The organism is Stieleria sp. JC731 (assembly GCF_020966635.1).
GTDB lineage: Bacteria > Planctomycetota > Planctomycetia > Pirellulales > Pirellulaceae > Stieleria.
The window spans coordinates 1040453-1060960 of sequence record NZ_JAJKFQ010000001.1 but is presented as its reverse complement, the minus strand read 5'-3'; the positions used below and the strand labels follow the sequence as shown (position 1 = coordinate 1060960).

Here is a 20508-nt window from a genome sequence, read left to right as displayed (position 1 = left end):
AACTTGATGAGAGCTAAAAACTGAAAATCAATGGGTCGCTAGTAGAGCTGAAAACAGTACCTAATCGAAATCGATCAAACGATTCATCAGCCACTTCAATGCGCCGTACGCAGATACTCGATCAAGTCAGCCATCTGCTGGGTCGAAATGACTTTCTCGAGCCCCTCCGGCATGATAGAGACACCGGTGTCACGGATCCATTCGATCTGATCGCGAGAAACACTTTGCTCCAGCGATTCGGCTGCTCGCAGCGTGATGCTGTTTGAGTTCTCGCCAACGATCATGCCGCTGAATGTCTGACCTTCATCTGTTAAGACAACATAGTTGCGATACTGCGGATTCACTTCACGGTTTGGATCCAAAACATTAACCAAGATCGAATCCGCTCCCCTGGTGGCAGCCGCCATCAAGCTTGGCCCGACTTCGTGGCCGATATCACCGACGCGATGACAGCTCGCACATTGATCGCGAAACACAACAGCCCCACGCGAAGCATCGCCCACCAGCTTTAACGCGTCTTGATACTCATCCAGCACCGATTGACGCGACGGCGATTTGACGCTGGCGACGATTCCTTTCGCCCGGTCAGCAATCGAACCGTCGCTGTTTTCCGAAAGCAGCTTCCACTGCATCATTGGAAAATCTTCCGCCGCGATGTGGCCTTCATCAATTGCCTGAAAAACCAATTGGGCCTGCGCGGGACTGGAAAAAAGCAACTCACAAGCTGTATTCCTGATCTGAGGACTCCACTGTTTCATCCGATCCAAAACCACATTGACAACGGAGCGTGACGCACGACTATTCATCGCACGCAGCGTCGCACTGACAAGCGACATCGATTGATGATTTGCCAATACGTCCATGGCCGCCAGATCCAATCGCTGATCGACAATCGGTCCCAATTGCATCAACGCGTCGATGCGAGATTGATCGCTCGCATCGTTATCGGCATAACGGTCGATCGCTTGATCAACCAGCTGCTGCTGCCGAGCTTCGATCTTGGCCACCCAATCATCGCCAACGAGAACTCTCCACCGTCCGCGACAGAATTCGTGGAACATTGGCAACGCAATCCCATCGCTTCCTTTTTCCAGCAGCAACTCTGCCAGTCGCCTTGCGGCCTGACCATCCATCGACCCTTGAACCGATTCGACCAACGTCGCAATGAAGGCGACCGCGTCTCGGTTCAATTCATGGCTTTCAAACATCGCCAACGTTTCGAACAACAACCTTTCAGCTTGATCACCAATCGATGACATCACGGCCAATTGGATCCAGCGATTACTAATGTTGCGCGCCAAGATCGATGCAAGCCAACTGGCCGATTGATCCGTTGCAAACTTTGACATCGAAAAAGCAAGCTGGCACCGGACATCGATCGATGGATGGTTCACCAATGGCTTCAACGATTCGATGACGTCAACTCGAGCACCATACCTTGTCGCCAACCGAATCGCATGACACACGACTTGATCGTGCCTATCGGCAAGCCCTGTGATGACATCTTCATGACGCAACTTTCCGATCCCATCGAGTGCATACATCGCGTGCATCCTGCCTCGCGCGGCGCCATGCTTTAGTAATTCTCGCAGCCATCGTTCCGCTGCAGGATCTTGACGCTCATAGATCAAACGTGCTGCCGTTTCACGATGCCAAGCGTTGTCGTGATCGAGATAACTAACCAACGCATCAGTCGACGCGTTGGCCAAATTCGCTGTCGGTCGATGAACAAAACCCTGGGGAACGACGCGATAAAGCCGGCCTCGATCGCGTCCCGCGTTTAGATCGAGGTGACGTTTAATATCGGGAGGCAAGCTCTTGGGATGTTCGATGACTTCGCGGTAAACGTCGATCACGGTCAGGGCACCGTCAGGGCCACAGCTGAACTGTGCTGGCCTGAACCAATTGTCGATGGAAGCAACAAACTCGGCGTTTTCATCGATCCGACGTCCTAAGAACTCTAGACCTTGACGCACCAACCGCTTGCGATGAATCAGATTGCTGCCCACATCGCCAATGATCGCAATGGGCCCATCCGAATCCGGCCAGGCGTCACCTCGATAAATCGTGACTCCTGTGGCACCAGTGAAATACCCTGCCGCACGCCCACCGCCTTCGACCGGACCACCAACGATCCCGGCGACACGCAACTTTGTTCGGAGGACACGCCAGGGTTCAACCGGACTGATCCGAAACACTTCTGCCTGAGGACCGTCAGCCGCTATCGACAATCGCGCCGAAGGCACCGGATAGGTGATTTTGCGATCCAAATCGCGATCGTCATACATCACCTGCTGTAAATGATCGCTGTTTGAACAAACAAACTTTCGTCCCCAATCATCAAAGCACATACCGTGCTGGGCGCCACCGCTGGTTCGTTCGAATTGAAAAGTATCGGGGTCAAACGCCAAATCGAATCCCCGAACGGAAACGCTTTCGGAAACATCCTGATCGGGGCGACGCACATTCCCGCCTGCGGTTCCCACCGCCAAGTGAATACGGTTGTCGAGCCCCCACCTAAATGAATTTAAAAGTCCTTGGACATTGCTGGTCGAAAAGCCCGTCAGAACAACGCGTTTTTCGTCGGCGACCCCGTCGCCGTTGTTGTCTTTCATGTACCAAAGGTCTGGTGCGTCACCAACAAACAATCCGCCTCGGTACGGAAAGATCGCGGTCGGCCATAAAAGCCCATCTGCGAAAACTTTCGATGAGTCGTATACACCGTCGTTGTCTTCATCGACGAGACGCGAAACTCGCGATAGACCCGCATCTCGCTCTTCGCTGTAGCCTCGCATCTCGCAGACAAACAACTCGCCCGACGCCGACCACTCGGCTGCAACGGGACTATTCACCAGTGGCTCCGAAGCGATCAGCTGGATCGCAAAACCCTCGGCCACATTGAAGCCATCGAGTGTGTGCTTTGGTTCTGTCGGCTCGATTCGCGGAAGCACGCCAGCAAAGTCCTCCGCACTTGCGATTCCGCCACAGAGACTTAGGCACAAAACGGCAATCTCGCATATAACGACAATCTTCACCAACGAAGCCCCTACGTTCTGCCGCGTAGATGCAGGCATGCGGTGTCGAACGCCGGCACCGTCGGACCATTTCAGCGATTGCCAGATCATCGCGATTCCTTTGTCGAAGAAGGCCCGACGTCAAGCAGTTTTTCCATCGCGGCAATCAGCTGCTTTTCAACCGAAGGAGCAACCCTGGAAGCTCGCGTGCTCGTTTCGTAGCCACCCTGTCCATACGCAATCTCTGTCCCGATATACCCAGGACCATAATCACCGTAAGCGGCCATCGCGACGCTCAGGTCTTTGCGCATCGCCTTGGCTGCCAACTGATATTCGACGAATAATTCGCCAGGCATGTGCAGCACTCGAATATCACCGATCGACAGGCACCCCAAATCGACCCGATGCCCTGACTTGCATCGCAACAGCCACGCCAAATCGGCGGGAACGTTTTGAACAACTTCCGGACTCGGTGACTGAAGGGCCGCCCGCAACTCTGTTTCGTTCAGGTGCGGTGCTGCCGGCAAAGCGACCGATTGCGTTGCCCAGCGCACATCGTTTGCCTCCACTGGGAACCTCCGCACCGATTCGAAAGCACTCGCCATTGCTTCGGCAACTCGGGCAGCCAAAACCAGACGGTTCGCTTTGTCGCCGTCGTTGTACTTCCCTGCACCGATGTTGCCCCCTGCCCCATTGAAGTGAACATGCATCGCCTCAGGAGTATCTTGAGACCGAATGATCCGAGCGATCCCGGGAAAGTCAGGACTCGGCACACCGGTGCGATAATAGCTCTGCGGATGACACGCGTAGTACGTCAAGGAAACGATGGGCAAGTCACCTTCGTAGAAAACCAAGCAGCTAAGCTCCGGATCGATCGTTCCGATAGGCTCGGCTCGCATCTTTGGATCTCGGCAAGTGGTGTAGCGAGTCGCATAGACCTTGCCATCAGGTCCCATCAGTCGACGATTGCTGGCAACCTTGTCGACAATCGCAGTGCCGAAACCAACATGGGTCACTCGCCGTGCATTCTGGATTCGGTCGCGAACAACCTCTCCAAGCCGAACCAGGGTTTGGCGTTGGTGTGAACTTTCAAATGGCCCCAGATCCGTTGCCCCAACATGATGCAACAACTGCTCGGCCGTAAAGTCACAACGCGGGGCATCATGCTGGTGCAATGTGTGGACCGCAACATTTGCAACGTCTGTCTTTGCCGCACCAGCCAAGACTTTTCGAAACTCGTCGTGCGCCCCATTGGAAATCCCGATCCAGTCCACCGCACAGAGCACGATCGGCTGTCCCGAACCAAAGATCACGATCCCCTTGCAACGCAATCCGAGTTCGTCATTCCGACGAACCGGATCGTAAGCCATCATTGATCCGACCGGAGGCGTCACGTCCAGATCGAACGTCGCCAATCGCAATTCGCTTGTCGACAATTTACCTGTGGAACCGGCACTTGACGCGTCTTGCTGAGCTGACGAATTCGAGACATCCAGACAGAACAACAGCAAGAAGAGCACCAGCCCGACCGTGCAACCACGATACCTAGATTTTATGCCCACAGTGAATTGCCCGATCGTCTTGGCCGCCACGATCGATCTGCCACAAAGTTGCATGTTCATTTCAATTTGGTCCGCCGCAATCAGTTAGAATCGGCTCTATCATAGCGTGAACGTCCCCTCCCAAAGGCATTGCCATGAACTCCCATTCGCACGTTGACCGCTCCCATTCCGATCGCCAGAAGTCCGACCGCCTGAACAACAACCTCTCAGGCCAAAGCCCGCAGCCTCGCCGAGCTTTTCTTAAAAATGCTTCGGCGGCGGTCGCGACCGCGACACTTGGCGGTGCCGTATTAAACCAGTTGGCTTCTCCAACACTGGCTGCCGAACAAACATCAGCCGAGTCTCTCGTCGGACAGCTTTATTCGACGCTTTCCGACCGACAACGAAACGACATCTGCTTTGACTGGAATCACCAGGACCCGAAACGTGGTTTGCTGCGGACATTTGTTGCGAACAATTGGAACATCACCAAACACGAGATTGTTGATGATTTCTACAGCGACGAACAAAGAGATCTGATCACCAAAGTCTTTGAATCGATCATTCATCCAGAATGGCACGAACGCTACTACCAACAACTATCCGACGACGCAGGCGGATTCGGCGTTGAGCAGTCCATCGCAATTTTTGGAAAGCCCGGTGAAGGCAAGTTTGAAATGGTTCTTACCGGTCGGCACATGACGTTGCGCTGCGACGGCAACTCGGCAGACCACGTTGCCTTTGGCGGTCCCGTGTTCTATGGACACGCCCCCGCCGACAACGAAGACCCCAAACACACCGACAATGTTTTCTGGCATCAAGCGGTATCGGCCAACGATCTTTACAAAATGCTCGACGGACGCCAGCAAAAGGCAGCCTTGTTGCCAAGAACGCCTCGTGAGCAAGCGGTTGCCTTCCGCGGAAACGGAAACATTCCTGGGCTGCCAGTGACCGACATGTCATCTGACCAGAAGGAACATCTGCAAAAGACTCTCGGTCTGCTGGTCGAGATGTACCGCGACAGCGATCAACAAGAAGCATTGCAGTGCCTGAAAAAACAAGGCGGTCTGGATGCGTGCTCGCTAGCCTTCTACCAGGACTCTGACATTGGCAAGGATGGCGTCTGGGACAACTGGCGTCTGGAAGGCCCCTCTTTCGTCTGGCACTATCGCGGAAAGCCACACGTGCATGTCTGGGTCAATATCGCGGACGATTCCAGCGTCAAGTTGAATGCGTAAAGCGATCAACGTTCCCAACATTTTGCTTTCGATCACTCACTCTCCGACACCAATTATCCCCACCTCAATTCCCACCATGAAACTGATCCTCACCACACTGCTTCTCACTTTCACCTGCAGCCTGACCGCTAGCGCCGTTGACATCGGCGACAAAGCTCCAAAATTCAAAGCCAAAGCGGACTCAGGAGAGATGTGGAAGTCCGAAGATCACGTCGGCAAAAAAATCTTGGTCGTCTACTTTTACCCCGCGGACATGACTGGTGGTTGCACCAAGCAGGCATGCGGATATCGCGACAAGATGAAGGACTTCACTGACGCAGGCGTCGAAGTCATCGGCGTCAGCGGTGACACGGTTGAAAACCACAAAATTTTCAAAGACGTCCATGATCTGAATTTCACACTGCTTGCCGATACCGAAGGCAAAGTCGCGGAGGCTTTCGGAGTCCCCGTCACCCTTGGAGACAAGGCTGTCACGAAATTGATCGGCAACATTGAAAAAGAGCTGGTCCGCAAAGCCACGGCCAAACGATGGACCTTTGTCATCGATCTCGATGGCAACATCGCTTACAAGGATTCGGAAGTCAAAGCGGCCCAAGATCCAGAAAAGATCACCGCAGTGATTGCCAAACTTAAGTAGCGGACAGACCGAACTCAGAACGCAACGCACCTATTCGATAGGTGCGTCATTGGTTCAGTGTTGCCCGTGCCCCGAGTTCATCGACAAATGCGGGTCGGTCAATTGTGTAGTGACGCAGGATAGCTCCCGCCAGTCCGACGCCACTCATAAATGCAGACTCTAACTTTCGCCCATTGCACCAGTCGCCGCACGCACCCAAGCCCGCAAATCGATTGAACAGGTATTCGTCATCTAAATGATCGACCGCTTCACTATGTTGCCATTGGTGCACATCGACATAGTCACAGATCTTAAGCGATCGCCCAAGAACCTTTTCTAGCGCCGGCAACAGCATCTCGATCACATCGTCCTTCGACATGAGAAAGTGATCGCTCGACCAATCTGCATTCGTGTGCGCAACCCACTCGCCGTTTACTTGACGACCAGGTTTGCCACCGTTGGACGAGACCCACGAAAACGGGCCACTGTTGACAAAAGCTGCATCAAATTGAAGATCGACCAAAGAAGGATCGGCAACCATCAATGCCAAACACGGACGCATCTGGACCTTCCGAACCTTCTCGGCGAGATCGCTTTCCTCAGGAAACAGACCGGACATTTGCGATGGCGAGCCGTTGCTAATCACGACGTCATAGTCCACCGAATCCGCGGGATTTCCAAACAACAAACGGTACCGTTGTCCCCTCTGGCACTCCATACCCTTGACGTGCATTCCCAAACGCACATCCAAGTCACTTGCCAAATGACGGACGACTGCATCCATCCCGGGAACACCAACATAACGAGGCTTGCAGCACTGCTCCTTGACGATCTGCCCCTCTGAACAGACCGAAACGATCCTCCCCAGCCAAGGTTGCACCAAGCCTTCTTGGATCCAACTGTTGACATACCTGCGGAACGTCGGATCACAACCGGTAAAGTACTGCGCGCCATAGTCAAATTGATATTGATTGGCCCCATCGCCGGACTTTGCGGTCTTAGTCGCGATGCGTCCGCCAACCATGTCTGACTGTTCAAAAACGGTGACTTCGATCCCATGATCTTGCAGCACCCTTGCTGCCGCCAAGCCACCGATGCCTGCGCCAACGATTGCGACCTTCGGAAGCGACATCGCGATCGGTCGACTCACCTTGGTCTTAAAACGTGGAATACTCAATCGCTGTTCATGAATCTCCAACGGACGTGTCCGAACGGTTCCATAAACCGGCTGCTCGGGTTTAAACGGCCGATCGAATTGACCATAGCACCAAAGAATCCCGCCGTAGGACGACGGGCTTCGACCATCGAGGGCAAAGCGATGATTCAAATCAATGGTCAGCTGCAGCGCCCGTTCTGGACAGCCAGTCCACTGAAGCAACGCCTTACCCCATGTCATCCGAACGTTGTTATGCAATTCGCCATGTCGCAGCAAACTTTGCTGAGCCGCATCCCATAATCCGTGCCCCGTCCGGCCCCTGGAAAGCTGCTCCCAACTACATTCCATTTCACGCTGATCGTCTTGATGCTGGATCAGAGTCTTTCGCGCCCATGACGGAACAGCATCAAGCGAATCGATCGTGTCCGGATGATGAAAACAAAAGTGAAACGCAAGCTCTCGCCAGATGAGCAGCTCGTCGAGATATTTTGTTGCCTCTAGCCGAAACGCTTCCCGCGCGACACGAAACGGACTGACCATCCCATAGTGCAAATAGGCACTCATCCGACTGCACCCGCTTTGCGATAGCGGATCATTTCGTGTCGCTTCGTATTTTGCCAAGCCGGACGCCTTGAACGCATCCCATCTGGCGTAGCCCGCCCTTGACCCGCCAGGCGTATCCGCCACCGGGGCGACCGAGTGATCAATCCTGCATCGCCGAATTAGCTGCCCAAGATCTTCGTCTTGAAGACACAGCGGGTTCAACTGAAACTTGTCTTTCAAGAATTCCAAATCGCACATCGCGACATCGACCGGCTGCTCCTCGTAGTCCTGTCGCAGCGATTGCTGATGGAAACTCGCGACCGCATCGCGGAACTGAAATGCCCTGGTGAACGGTTTTGGATATTGCTTCGCGAACTCCGCCACCGGCGCCAAACAAGAACAGTCCACTGCAGCAACGGGAGTCTCGCATGTCGCACACAGACGTTCCATCCATCCGACGATCGGCTGAACGGGCATTTCTTCGCTAACAAGGACCGCAGCACTGCGAGCCAGATTTCTTAGATAGGGACCACGCTGCCCGTTTCGCTGCAAATGAAATGCGGCAACGATCCCGCGTTTATCCAGCTCATGCTGAACGTCGCGATGGCCTTGCAACATAAACGCGTGATGCCGGTCGGACGCAAACGGATATTGCTCACTAAGCCCATGGTAAACCAGCAGCGGTAAACCATTTTGACGGGCAAGGCAGATCGCAACGTCTAACGCAGGGTTTTCATGAGCACGCAGCGCGTTGTGCATCCAATACAGCACAAATTGGCCCGGACCGCCACAGCATGCGTCAGGCGACTTGATCCATCGAAGACGTTGTTGAAGATGTTCCGGAAGCGACGTATCCACACCAAGTAACTCGATCCGCGAAAAAACTGTCGTGCTGGGGATCGTAGCTGGCTGGCAATCCACCAACCGCGAAGTGGGCAAGAACCGCTTCAGGCGGGCACGCAAATCAACTCAGCAATCCTGCATCTAAACGTAGCAGCAACTCAAAACGGGAGACGCCGCCTTTGACATTGTTGCAAATCCGCACCTACCCCATCAGGTGTCTTCCAGTTGCTTGCGAAACCTGCCGGCTAAATTGATCAATCAGACGACAAGGTTCAACGAACAAGCAATTTCGCAAGCCACTCTGCGGGAGGACGCTGTGGGATTGGCTCCTGCCTTGACACCCCTAAGTGCGACAGCACCGCACGGGCTGCCATGCGCCCGCTGATCACCGCTCCCTCCATGGTGGCAGGCCAATGCGTCTGAACCCAGTCACCGGCCAAACAGAGCCACTCGACACTGGTAGCCGTTGATGGACGGAGAGAGTCGACCAGAGGAGAGATCGAAAACACACTGTTCGGATCGGTCACCACTCGGGACCGAAGCAGCTTCGCATCAATGGCTGCATGAAAAAACTGTCGTAGCTCTGCATGTACACGCTCCACCAATTCGGTAGTTCCCATCGACGTGGCGTCTGCTGAGGCACTGATGATGACTTGGTAGTAATACGAATGCCTCGGGGTAACCTCGCCATTTGGCTGGTCATCTAATTCGATCGGATCGCGAAAAATCCACTGCGACACGGTTCCCACCAAAACCGCATGTTCCAATTCCATGATCGGTCGATCGAACCAAAGATGAACTCCGCTAATCGGCGACGTGGCTATCGATTCAATCCCGGCGAGAGCCGTTTGCGGACTTGTTTGTCCCGGCTTTCCGGCGGGCCAACGATCAAACAACGTGCCCACCCTAAACCATGGAACGGCACAGATAACTGCGGAAGCTTTGATCGAATCGATCGACCGCGCCTCGCTATTAAATTCGACCGTTCGATCTTCCCGAATGCACTTGACGACCGCACCTGTTTGCACGCAAACGCCACGACGTTTCAGCTCCTCTGGCACGGCCCGACCAAACAGTTCCGCCAAAGGTCGCGTCGGTACAAGAACATCGCTTGCACCTCGAGCAATCGCGAATCCGTCAACCAGAACCTTTCGTGCCGCAGCCATCGAAACGCGATCAGATTGCTCGCCCAAAGCACTCACCAAAATCACGTCCCAAAAATGACGTATGGTCTGATCCGATTGCCCCGACTTTCGCAGCCAAGATGCGGCATCTATGTTTCGCAATGATTCAGCTGGACAGCGCAGCAGTTTCAACAATCCGCGTTTGACTTCACGTCGCTGCGGCGATGTTAAAAACGCTAGCTGGTTGAGCGACGGAAGAAGATGCAGCGGTGCTGGCAACCACCGGCTCGGCGCAAACCGACTGGGCGGATAGTCGGGATGCAAAAAGGTTAGCGAAGTTGACCGACGCAGATGCCGATCCAACCCACATCCCTTCATCAGATCCAGAAAATTCAAACAGCATCCCATTGCGACGTGTTGGCAATAGTCGACTTCGCCGTTTTGAGGATCATCAAAAGATCCCGTTCGTCCTCCCGTCCGACGCTTGGCTTCGAGAACGACAACAGGCCGATCCGGTGAAAGACGCGAGATCGATTCCGCTGCCGACAAACCTGCCAAGCCGCCGCCGACAATAACGACCGGTTCGCCGCCACTCACTTTGGCAACACTCACGAAGCGATCTCGCTGACTTCGGCAGGAGGTATTTCGAGACGGTGAAATAACGGCTGCACAAAATGGTTCGATGCCAACCCAAATCGTTCACCGGCAGAAAGCCTGACACGCCGCGTCGCGACCGCACGCGGATCTTCAGCGATTCGATCGAGTAATCGACGGTAGGTACGCCACATCATTGAAAACATCGGTCGACCGTCTGGGCTGAGCGCATCGAAAACCTTCCAGCCGCTGGCGTACAGTACCTTTGCCCGCCGGATCTCGTCTTCGACCAAACAGGCAAGACGATCATCAGCGCGTGGCTTCAGCAGATCATCTTCGGAAAGCCCGTGCTGGACGAAATGCTGCCTCGGCAAATAGATCCGACCTCGTCGAGCGTCTTCGGAAATGTCCCGTAGGATGTTCGTCAGCTGAAATGCTAAACCACAGTCGATCGCGGCTTGCGAAGGCAGCGGCTCGCGAAACTCCCAGATGTGCAAACAAGCCAAACCGACGGCGGAGGCGACCAAATAGCAATAGTGTTCGAGCTGTTCATAAGTATCGAATCGCGTCTTCAGCTGATCTGCCAAGACGCCGTCGATGATTTCCAATAGATACCGCGACGGAATGCGAAACCGATGCACCGTATCATGCAGCGCCGGAAAGATTTGGTTGGCTTTGGTAACCAAATCAATCGGCCAATCGGATGTATTGTCAGGCAGGCCGGCCGCTAACAACACTTCATCCTTGGGTTTGTCAGCGATCAAGTTCAGCGCCGTCGTTTGCCGCCACCAATCGAGCCAACGGGTCCTCAATGCAGCCGGCTCATTGCAATCTCCGATGTCATCCGTCACCCGCGCAAACGCGTACAGCGCACACATCGATCGTCGCTTCTGGTTCGGTAACAACCAAAACGATCGGTAAAAATTACTCCGACTCCGACGTGCAATGCGTCGAACGTCTCGGTAGCTGGCTGTGATCCTTCGCGTAGATTGCATCGATGCAGTTGTTTTCGCTATAGCCTACCCAAAACCGCCAATAAAACCAGCTTGCCTTGTGTCAGCTTCCCGACCTTGGGACGCTTTCGCAGCACATCAAAGTCAATCCGCCGAATCGCGTTTAGTGTTTCTAGCCCGCCGTGAATGAACAGTTTAATGTCCTTGGCAAGCCACTTCGGAACATCGTCGGCAAGCAGGCGTCCGCGACGGAAGTATCCTTCGGTTTCATCGCAAAGCTCAGCCAATAGACGACGCAGCGGCTTTGCAGTCGTTTGTTGGCTCAGCATCGATTCATCGACGTCGAAACGGTCGCACAATTGACTCGGCAAGTAAACTCGCCCGATTAACAGATCTCGGCGGACGTCCTGCCAGAAATTAACCAACTGGAGCCCCGTGCAGATTTGATCGGACAGCTCCAGACGCTGCGTGTCGTCAATGCCGGCAAGTTTCAAAATCATTCGCCCCACGGGATTTGCGGACCTGCTGCAGTAGTCCAAAAGCTGATCCATGGATTCGTACCGGTTGACTTCCTGGTCTTGGCGAAACGCCGAAAGGAGGTCAAAAAACGGCTGGCGTTCCATTGCGTAGGTTGTGATCGTGTGTGAAAGTGCGGGATAGAAACTGTGATCGGGGGGATTGCCGGAAAAAGTTGCTTGCAGTTCCTCTTGGATCCGATCCAGCCCCTCATGTGCGTGTTGTGGGCTATCAGATTCGTCGGCCACATCATCGGCGGTGCGACAAAACGCATAAATACTGTAAAACGGTGCCCGCAATCGCCGCGGAAGTAGAATCGATGCGACGAGAAAATTCTCGTAATGCCCACGCGCCAATTGTCGGCACGCCCGCTCGCTTTGCCGGACAATTAACGCAGAATGGGACGTCGACGACAATGATTCTGGCTCCATCGTTTGTTTTTTAATCAATTCGACTCACGAACACGAACACGCGCGACCCGGGGAACTTCCCCGCCAACGTATCGGATGCCATTTCGCGACCGGCGCCCCTGCTGATGAATCAACTGAACAGGCTTGAAATATGAAAATTGTACTGGCAGCCCCCCGAGGATTTTGTGCCGGAGTCAATATGGCGGTCGATTCCCTTGACCTCACCCTGAAACACTTCGGCGCGCCGGTTTACGTCTACCACGAAATCGTGCACAACCAGTATGTCGTCGAAATGTTTAAATCCAAAGGAGCTGTTTTCGTAGACTCGATCGACGAAGTCCCCGAAGGCAGCGTACTGATGTTTTCTGCGCACGGCGTATCGCCAGAAATCCGCAAGGCCGCGGAAGCTCGCAACTTGACCGCTTTGGACGCGACCTGTCCGCTGGTCACCAAAGTTCACCTGGAAGCGATCAAGTACGCGAAAGCCGGCTACACGATTTTTCTGATCGGACACGAAGGCCACGACGAAGTCATCGGAACCATGGGTGAAGCCCCCGAGGCGATCATCTTGGTCGAAACCGAAGACGACGTCGATTCACTTTCTGTCGTCGACGAATCCAAACTGGCATTGCTAACCCAGACCACACTAAGCGTCGACGATGCCAATCGCATCATCCAAAAACTTCGGTCGCGCTTCCCCAGCATCAAAAGCCCTCCGAAAGGAGACATTTGCTACGCCACCCAAAACCGTCAAGATGCCGTGAAAACGCTGGCCGATGATGCAAATAAAGTCGTCGTCTTAGGAAGCCAGAACAGCAGCAACAGTCGTCGCCTTAAAGAGCTTGCCGAAGAAAAGGGGCGACGATCATTCTTGGTCGACGGACCTCAAGACCTATCGACCGACGATTTCGAGGCGGACGATGTTGTCTTGATCACCGCCGGAGCGAGCGCGCCAGAATCCGTCGTCCAAGAAACGATCGATTGGCTCAAGCAACAATTCGACGCAACTGTTGAACTCGCAACCGTCAGAGAAGAATCGGTAGAGTTTCCATTGCCCAAACCACTGCGTTCGTTGGTTTGATAGGACGACATTATTGGTAGTGACGATGGATCGATAACCGTCGCTAGCGCGAACCGGCTCAGTTCCAACACCCTGAGCCGCAAAGGCGCTAACCGCGGTTGAATCAACCAACGATCCATCACCACACAAATAACCGTCGCTAGCGTGAACCGGCCCAGTCCAAACAACATGAGCCGCAAAGGCGCTAGCCGCGGTTGAATCAACCAACGACCCATCACCACACAAATAACCGTCGCTAGCGCGAACCGACTCAGTTCCAACACCATGAGCCGCAAAGGCGCTAGCCGCGGTTGAATCAACCAACGCCCCATCACCACACAAACAACCGTCGCTAGCGCGAACCGACTCAGTTCCAACACCATGAGCCGCAAAGGCGCTAGCCGCGGTTGAATCAACCAACGATCCATCACCACACAAACAACCGTCGCTAGCGCGACCCGGCTCAGTTAAATCAACCTAAACCGCTTTGCCGTCACACCACGTAAACCAACGCATCTGCTATTCGATCGTCGTGATTTTCATACCACGAAACAACACGTCGGTTTCTGGATCATGACCTTGGATCATGATCGTCCCCGCTTCATCGCGGCGACCGCGTCGTGGGTTGACGTCCTCGGCACGTGTATCTTCCCAATCACTAACCTGGACTCCGTTGACCCACGCGGCAAAGTGATTGCCATTAGCATGCAACAAAACCGTTGCCCAACTTCCGTTGTCACCGGCAACCACGCGTGCATCCTGCCGACGAAAGATTCCTCCGGTGCCACAATCGGCCGGTGACAATCGCGACTCGTCCTTAAAATCGTTGTTGACTTGGCATTCATATCCCATCATCTCTTCGCCCGGGATACATCGAAAGAAGATGCCCGAATTCATGTTGGGTTTGTCAATCTTGTACTCACTGACAAGTACGAAATCACCAAAGCGATCAAGCGTTTCTAGTTGAGTCTTTCCACCATCGACGTGCAACTCACCTTCACCATTGACGGTGAACTCGCCCTGCATCTCGGGGTACTTCTTCCACTTCGATAACGACTCGTCGATCATCGCATCCATACCGAGCGGGCGAATCTTTATGTCACGAAATGCAACTCGCCCCGAATTGTGTTGCAGGCCGATGCGACGAGCTTCCAGTTCCGTCGGATCGTCATACTCACAAACGACTTTTCCATCGAGCTCGACCGTAACGTGCTGACCATTGGCAACGATCTTCATGTCGCGCCACTGGTTCGCGGCCTGTGGGCCGGCGGCATCAGCATCGACCTTTTGCCGCATCACAACACTTCCGGTTGGGAACGGATTGTCGTCCGGTGCGATATTGATTTCGTAACAATCGGATGCCGGATCTTCGGGGACAAGCGGTGTGCGAACGAAGACACCACTGTTCGTTTTTACGTCCGAATTGAACTGCAACGTCAACTCAAAATCGCCCCAAGTCGTTGAAGTACAGAGCAAACCTTGCTGCCCCTCGTCGACAACGATCGTTCCATCTTTGATCCGAAAGTTCGCATCTGCACTAACTTGCCATCCAAACAGTGTGTGCCCATCGAATAATCGAATCCAACCGTCAGCGACTTCCTGGGGAGCAAGCCGAGCATCAAGCAACTCCTCCGCACTAACTTCGTACGCCTGCTTCGTCGTCGGACTTGGATTTTTTTCCTTAGCGGATTCTTTATCCGTTGGCTGCGATGAATCAGCTGGCTCAGAAGAATTGAGACGGCTCTCGTCCGCCCCGCCTTTTTGACTCGACCCACATCCGAACGTCGAAAGGATTAAGACACAGCAGCAGCCATAGAAAAAACGAGCGGGGAGATGAACCATTTTCGGAACGGCAGGTTGTTGGTGGGTGACGACTGAAACTTTTCCCAGTCACCGGAGACTTGTTCATGCGTAGCGATTCGCAGCGAACAATTGTACCGCAGCCTCCTCGGCAAACCTACACGACAGACGAATACGATGATGTAGTCCCACATCGCTGCCCACATCCCTTCGTTCTTGCTCGATTAAACACCCGGTGGCCAATCGGCCAGACTGCTTGAATTCATACCAATCGATCCGATCGCTGTATCGAACGACACCGGTTGCGTGATTCACGCCTTCGACAGCTCCGATTCACTTTTGAGAACGCGATCGCCATCTTCCTGTTCAATCAGGTAGGCAGGTTCATCCTCACTGGCATTCCTCGTCACCTCATTTCCCTTGATTGTTCGCGTTACCTTTTCTTTGAACGCTTCGGTGATCTGGCCCTTCGCGGTATTTCCTGCATGATCCCACTGCACGTGTTGCTTGACTTGAAATTTCTGTCCCATCGTTTTCCCAAGGTGAGGCGAGGCAATATGGATATTTCCCGGACGGAGACAGCAAACACCGCGCCACTGGCGATTGCATTGGCACAAGACTTGAACCGCAACGAGAAATTAACCACACACCAACCGTCCCACTTAACAACCCGCCGGAATGGCGGTGGGAGCCCTGAACGATGTTACAGTCATCAGCCGACACGACCATCGACTTGGACGTTGCCAAGTCACTAGAACTGCTAGTGGCTGGTCGCTCCGACGTGGGAAAAAAACGACGCGAAAACCAAGACCATTACCTGATCGCCGATTTGCGCCGGCAGCTGACAATCCGAGCCACGGACGTTAATCACAGCGAGTGCGGAAACGAGCTTTTCGGTTGCCAAGAAGGTCACCTTCTCGTTGTAGCCGACGGGATGGGCGGTCATGCGGACGGTGAAAAGGCAAGCCGCATTGCTGTCGAGGCCGCTGCTCGATACGTGCTCGACATGATGCAGTGGTTTCTAAAGCTCACCGCTTCGGATGAAGACGACTTCGTCGAAGAACTGTCTCACTGCCTAGTCTCCATTCAGCAAAAGTTGTGGTCTCAAAGCAACGACGGAAGTCGCTCGATGGGGACCACCGTCACCATGGCTTATGTCATCCCACCAAAAATGTACGTCGTCCACGCCGGCGATAGTCGCTGCTACCTGATTCGTGACAACGAGATCCGCCAACTAACAACGGACCACACAATCGCTCAGCAGATGATTTCCGATGGTGGATTCGAGAAAGACGACCCATCGTTAAATCACTGGCGTCATGTGCTGTGGAACTGTGTCGGAGCGGGCGGCAATATTGTCCGTCCAGAAGCTGTTCGGACGCAGCTCTCTGAAGGTGACCGCATCTTGCTATGTAGCGATGGGCTTAGTGGAGTTCTTGACGACGAGACGTTGCTAGATGTCGTCGCGAACTCACCAGATTGCGACCAAGCAACCGAAAAATTAATTCAAATGGCAAACGAGGCGGGCGGCCCAGACAACATTACCGCAGTGGTAAGCCAAGTCACGGCCAAGTAGTTATCAGAAAACAGACGCTCAACTCGGCGCTTAAACGAGATCGAATTGATCAGCTGCCACGACATACATATTGATTGCAATCGCGTCTCTTGCTTTAGCGGTCGATGCAAAGACGCGACATTCGAATTGGCATCGGAAGTGCGACTAACTTTATTCGATTTGAAAACCCTTTTGGACCGACTGTGAAGGACCAAAACGACACGTCAACAGTAACTCGACAACCGATAAAAGGAGTCAAAATGAGCACTTCAGTAGACCTTAAATCAGAATGCATCGAAAACTGCCATCGCTGTTTGACAACGATGGGTGACATGTTCACTTCCACTTGCCTAAGCGAAGGCGGGGATCACGTTAGTAAAGAGCACGTGAAGCTAATGCTCGACTGCATCGCTGCCTGTGAAGCATGCGTCAGCTTCATGAGCCGCAATAGTGAATTCCATTCGCACTATTGCGCAGCTTGTGCGGAGATTTGCGCCGCATGTGCAGACAGCTGTGAAAAGATCGGTGGGATGGACGAGTGTGTGAAATGCTGCCGTGACTGCCACGAAACCTGCTCGGCAATGGCACATTAGGCTAGCCACCCAAGCAAGTTGCTGACGAACTTGCGTTAGCGATTCAAGGCTTCAACCTCGAAGACACCAAAGCATCGAAAACCAAGCACTTGATCGTAATTTCCAGCGGTAATTCATTAGGCTTGCAGCGTCGAAGATCAATCGCAATCGCACGCTATCGCGACGCCCTGGTAACAACCTAGAGATCGAGTTCGCGATCTGCCCGATACTTCGACATGACTACAAGACTCGCGGTAAGATAGTTGCCGCGAGTTTTTTTTATTTTTGAAGGATCGATCGATGTTTTCACGTCTACAGTCGCCTGACTACAACCGAACGAAACGGCTCTGTCTTGTACTGCAACTGTTCGCAACGGTCGCCATTTACACAGCAGTTCAGCATCCGCCGCTGGTGCATGCGGATGAACCTGCTGAGGCACTACCGAGCGAAATAGAAACGGGCCTTCTGAGTACCAAACCGATCGAGATCCGGCGCGCGATCGACTATCTACTGCGACACCCACGCCAGGCATTCGAAGCCAGTCCTATCGTCGTCAAACGCCGCAACCATCCTGAGTTCGGAATCAGGATGCCACAGCTATTTCCGATGTTGAGTCGAGACGAAATTGCAAAGCTATCGCCTGACGATCAACAGCGGATTCGAAAGTCAGCATCACTCGAACCGAAACCATCGTTTGGACTTCCGACCCGACCATCGAGCTCGCTGCCAAATAGCCCAGCGACTACGAATCGTACTTCAATGCCGCCTGCCGCTGCATTCTCTTCGCCGGCGAGTGTGGCGTCACTTGGCGGTCAACACAACCAACAGCATCTCGATGCCATACTAAAAATGACTCCGGCAAGCGGTGTGCCTGCCGCCGAGATTCAATTGTTGCCGTTGTATCTAAGCACTGCTTACAACGCACCGCTGGATCTTCAAACGAGAGTTGCCGAAAATATCTTGCAACTCAATCCATCAGATCCCTCTGTCATCGAGGCATTTTTGAAGTTCGGGCAACGAAGTCCTCACTATCGAATCCAAGGCAAGGTCACGAAGCATGCAATGAAGCTCAAAACAGACGCCGGACTGATCCAGGCAAATCGCTTTGTCGATCACGGCTTCTACGTAGAAGATCGAGAGACAGGACTACTTTGGCAAACCGACGGGAGTCAATCAGGCAAACACAACTTTTTTGAAGCTCAACGCTACGCTGATCAACTTGTGCTCCAACGGCTTCAGGACTGGCGTGTACCAACAGCAGGTGAACTGGCAACGATCTTCCCCGCGACCGAACTTCCGTTCAGACATTCCGGTTACACGCCGACGATATCACAACCCTCGCATGATTATTGGACATCGCATCAAATCGGTGCCGACTACGCGGTGCTCTACCAATGGTACGACGAAGGCGGGGCCAACAACTGCATCGCTAGCTCGAATCGAGCCTTTGTTCGTTGTGTTCACGACCCGATGAACCGGTCCGGTCAACGAGGCCGGTCAATAAACGCGGCTGATTAGATCACTCGTAGCCGTATGCTTCAAAGTAATCTTTCCATCGATCACGAATCAACTCTTCCTCTTGAGAGCTCAATCGATGGCGATTGACCTTGTAGGCACGGTGCTCGCTAGCAGCCCATTGCTGGATCGTTGGTCGAACGGAGTCAAAGTCGCTAAGCCGCAATCGTTGATAGATCGAACTCAATGATTCGACCGGATCGGCGATCAAATCTTCGTATCGCAGTTCCACAATTCGGCTTGGATCGATCGATTCCCGATCACGTAGATAGGCCCCATACATCCGGCTGAAGCACTCGATCACATATTCCTTTTCAGGAGTAATAGCCCCGCCGTCTTCATCAGGTTTATAGGGGCGTGGCACTTGCAAACCTTGGATGTCAGCCAAGCTATGCCACAAGCGGCACGTCGAAGGAAACAACGAACGAGGGTCGCGCGTGACATGAATGAATCTGGCATCAGGAAACGCTTTTGCCAATTCAGCAATGCGGCCGGTATGTGTCGGACTTTTGATCACCAAGGGTCGCCCGGTCACGCTACTGACCGTTAACAAAAATTGTCGCAAGCCATTCAACCATCGATCGATTTCAGGTCGCGGAACATCCTTGAAATCAAGGTAATCCAGGTCGCGAGCTTCTTGGCGAGGAAATGCGATGTGCCGGTAGGGAGACGGCAAGCCGAGGTTCATCAACGCGAATTCGTCTTCCTGAGGACGATCCCAACCGGTCGCCATGTTGTCCATCGGACGTTTGCCCGGCAGCAACCAACGGAAGAATTTCTGAAACGCCCACTCGGAAATCAGGAAATGGTGGGGGGCAAAGCACTGGAATGTGGACGGGCTGCTATAGCGTTCGTCGAGCACCATTAGCTCATGCAGCAACGTCGTCCCGCTCCGCCAATGGCCGATGATGAAGACCGGTGGACCGTGAAGCTCCGCAGCGGCGAGCCGCCGTCCACAAAAGACCTGCTGGATCCGCGCCATCACGGTATTAAATGGGACCGCCGAAGAAACGCCAATCACATGGCCCCAGCGACTCGGATGGACCTGGAAACCACCCTCACGCAACAGGCCCAGCCATGTCAACGGTCGCATCCCATGCCAAAAACGAGGCGCGTAGAACGGATACCGATGGAAATCCGCTGGACGAATCTTGTCGCTAGACGACTTCGGCTGAGGCGCTGTTTCGGTCAACGAATGACGTGGGATAGGAAGAGCGAATCGACTGGTCAACGCACAGAGACGATGCCAAAAATGAATTCTTCAACATTTCCAGACGGATCGGCGTTCTCGAAGTGAACCAAATCTGATCGCGCGCTGTACGAATGCCTATTTGAAATCTCCCGACCAATCTAACAGGCAATACGTCTATTGCGATAGCGTTTCCACCTGAATCCGCCTCCGTCGGCCCAATGCGCTCCAAATTTGCAGCAAACGGGATTCATCGAAGCCCAATCGCG

At 53.6% G+C, this 20508-nt stretch carries 16 protein-coding genes; 6 read left to right on the top strand and 10 right to left on the bottom strand.

Annotated elements, in window-relative coordinates; all coding sequences use genetic code 11:
* Nucleotides 1–95 precede the first annotated feature (95 nt).
* Nucleotides 96–3125 carry a PVC-type heme-binding CxxCH protein gene (locus LOC67_RS03510; protein ID WP_230261127.1) on the bottom strand — a complete coding sequence of 1010 codons (3030 nt, stop codon included), beginning with the start codon at nucleotides 3123–3125 and terminating at the stop codon, nucleotides 96–98.
* Nucleotides 3122–4534, bottom strand: a complete 1413-nt coding sequence (locus LOC67_RS03505; protein WP_230261126.1) for a hypothetical protein — start codon at nucleotides 4532–4534, stop codon at nucleotides 3122–3124. The genes LOC67_RS03510 and LOC67_RS03505 overlap by 4 nt, the downstream gene beginning before the upstream one ends.
* A 176-nt stretch (nucleotides 4535–4710) precedes the next feature.
* Between LOC67_RS03505 and LOC67_RS03500 the strand changes: the two genes are divergently transcribed.
* Nucleotides 4711–5793, top strand: a complete 1083-nt coding sequence (locus tag LOC67_RS03500; protein ID WP_230261125.1) for a DUF3500 domain-containing protein — start codon at nucleotides 4711–4713, stop codon at nucleotides 5791–5793.
* Nucleotides 5794–5869: 76 nt separating this feature from the next.
* Nucleotides 5870–6430 carry a peroxiredoxin gene (locus tag LOC67_RS03495; protein ID WP_230261124.1) on the top strand — a complete coding sequence of 187 codons (561 nt, stop codon included), beginning with the start codon at nucleotides 5870–5872 and terminating at the stop codon, nucleotides 6428–6430.
* Nucleotides 6431–6476: 46 nt separating this feature from the next.
* Here the strand turns inward: LOC67_RS03495 and LOC67_RS03490 are convergent, their stop codons facing one another.
* The 4 genes from LOC67_RS03490 to hpnC form a co-directional block, all read right to left on the bottom strand.
* Nucleotides 6477–8966 carry an FAD-dependent oxidoreductase gene (locus LOC67_RS03490; protein ID WP_230261123.1) on the bottom strand — a complete coding sequence of 830 codons (2490 nt, stop codon included), beginning with the start codon at nucleotides 8964–8966 and terminating at the stop codon, nucleotides 6477–6479.
* A gap of 257 nt (nucleotides 8967–9223) precedes the next feature.
* The gene (gene hpnE, locus LOC67_RS03485) at nucleotides 9224–10687 is read right to left on the bottom strand and encodes a hydroxysqualene dehydroxylase HpnE (protein ID WP_230261122.1); all 1464 of its coding nucleotides are present in this window, start codon (nucleotides 10685–10687) and stop codon (nucleotides 9224–9226) included.
* Entirely contained in the window at nucleotides 10684–11664 is a 981-nt protein-coding gene (locus LOC67_RS03480; RefSeq protein WP_230261121.1) for a phytoene/squalene synthase family protein, read from the bottom strand. The genes hpnE and LOC67_RS03480 overlap by 4 nt, the downstream gene beginning before the upstream one ends.
* Before the next feature lie 17 nt (nucleotides 11665–11681).
* Nucleotides 11682–12569 carry a squalene synthase HpnC gene (gene hpnC / locus LOC67_RS03475; RefSeq protein ID WP_230261120.1) on the bottom strand — a complete coding sequence of 296 codons (888 nt, stop codon included), beginning with the start codon at nucleotides 12567–12569 and terminating at the stop codon, nucleotides 11682–11684.
* A gap of 130 nt (nucleotides 12570–12699) precedes the next feature.
* Here hpnC and ispH point away from each other — a divergent pair, with 130 nt between their 5' ends.
* Nucleotides 12700–13629: a 4-hydroxy-3-methylbut-2-enyl diphosphate reductase gene (ispH, locus tag LOC67_RS03470; RefSeq protein ID WP_230261119.1), complete on the top strand. Its 930-nt coding sequence runs from the start codon at nucleotides 12700–12702 to the stop codon at nucleotides 13627–13629.
* Between the two features lie 498 nt (nucleotides 13630–14127).
* On the opposite strand, the gene LOC67_RS03465 is transcribed toward ispH, so the two are convergent.
* The 3 genes from LOC67_RS03465 to LOC67_RS03455 form a co-directional block, all read right to left on the bottom strand.
* Nucleotides 14128–15450 (bottom strand): DUF1080 domain-containing protein, encoded by a 1323-nt coding sequence (locus LOC67_RS03465; RefSeq protein ID WP_230261118.1) that lies wholly within the window; start codon nucleotides 15448–15450, stop codon nucleotides 14128–14130.
* 63 nt (nucleotides 15451–15513) lie between these two features.
* Nucleotides 15514–15723, bottom strand: a complete 210-nt coding sequence (locus tag LOC67_RS03460; RefSeq protein WP_230261117.1) for a hypothetical protein — start codon at nucleotides 15721–15723, stop codon at nucleotides 15514–15516.
* Nucleotides 15720–15938: a DUF2945 domain-containing protein gene (locus LOC67_RS03455; protein ID WP_230261116.1), complete on the bottom strand. Its 219-nt coding sequence runs from the start codon at nucleotides 15936–15938 to the stop codon at nucleotides 15720–15722. The genes LOC67_RS03460 and LOC67_RS03455 overlap by 4 nt, the downstream gene beginning before the upstream one ends.
* A 170-nt stretch (nucleotides 15939–16108) precedes the next feature.
* Between LOC67_RS03455 and LOC67_RS03450 the strand changes: the two genes are divergently transcribed.
* From LOC67_RS03450 to LOC67_RS03440, 3 genes are all read left to right on the top strand, one after another.
* Nucleotides 16109–16984: a PP2C family protein-serine/threonine phosphatase gene (locus tag LOC67_RS03450; RefSeq protein ID WP_230261115.1), complete on the top strand. Its 876-nt coding sequence runs from the start codon at nucleotides 16109–16111 to the stop codon at nucleotides 16982–16984.
* A gap of 239 nt (nucleotides 16985–17223) precedes the next feature.
* Nucleotides 17224–17556: a four-helix bundle copper-binding protein gene (locus LOC67_RS03445; protein WP_230261114.1), complete on the top strand. Its 333-nt coding sequence runs from the start codon at nucleotides 17224–17226 to the stop codon at nucleotides 17554–17556.
* 279 nt (nucleotides 17557–17835) lie between these two features.
* Nucleotides 17836–19053, top strand: a complete 1218-nt coding sequence (locus LOC67_RS03440; RefSeq protein WP_230261113.1) for a DUF1566 domain-containing protein — start codon at nucleotides 17836–17838, stop codon at nucleotides 19051–19053.
* A 1-nt stretch (nucleotide 19054) separates the two neighbouring features.
* Here LOC67_RS03440 and LOC67_RS03435 read toward each other — a convergent pair whose 3' ends face one another.
* Nucleotides 19055–20242, bottom strand: a complete 1188-nt coding sequence (locus tag LOC67_RS03435) for a sulfotransferase family protein (protein ID WP_230261112.1) — start codon at nucleotides 20240–20242, stop codon at nucleotides 19055–19057.
* Nucleotides 20243–20508: the final 266 nt, after the last annotated feature.